The 670-nt window shown below is 62.4% G+C and carries 1 pseudogene; it reads right to left on the bottom strand.

From position 1 onward, the window contains the following. Positions 1–670 (bottom strand): annotated as a pseudogene (locus GMA8713_RS27900) (hypothetical protein); the annotation flags it as partial.

Here is a 670-nt window from a genome sequence, read left to right as displayed (position 1 = left end):
CTGTCGCCGTAATCCAGTGTCGCACTGTCACTGCCATTGGCGGTGTTGCCCGCCGGGTCGGTCACGGTGGCGGTCACTGTGATGGTGGTGCCAGTGGCCGGGGCGGTCATGGTGACCGGCACGCCGTTGTCCAGCATGTCCTGGGTCACAGTGCCGTTAAACAGCGCATTGCCATCCTGATCGGTGACAATCAGGCTATCGCCCACGGCGGTCCCTGCGCCCAGAGTGACGGTGATGTTGATGTCGCCATCAAGCTCCGCATCATTAATCAGGCCATCATTGTTGGCATCTTCATCAATGACTACAGTCGGTGCACTCGGTGCGCCGCTGCCCACGCCGTAATCCAGGGTGGCGGAGTCGCTGCCTTGTGCGCTGTTGCCCGCCGGGTCAGTAATGGTGGCGGTCACTTCCAGCGTGGTGCCGGTGGCCGGTGGGTCAATGCTGAGGTCAAGGCCGTTATCCAGCATCTCCTGAGTGACCGGGCCGGAGAACAGGGTGTTGCCATCCTGGTCGGTAACCACAATGGTGTCACCCACAGCCGTACCCGCGCCCAGGGTGATGGTGATGTCCACCTGACCGTCCAGCTCGTCATCGTTGATGTAACCATCATCGTTGGCATCTTCGGTAATCTCGACCGTCGGCGCCGCCGGGGCGCCGGTGCCGGTGCCGT

Origin of the sequence: Grimontia marina, assembly GCF_900060185.1 — a bacterium.
Taxonomy (GTDB): Bacteria; Pseudomonadota; Gammaproteobacteria; order Enterobacterales; family Vibrionaceae; genus Enterovibrio; species Enterovibrio marinus.
The sequence above is the reverse complement of the archived record's forward strand: the minus strand, read 5'-3'. Positions and strand labels throughout refer to the sequence as shown.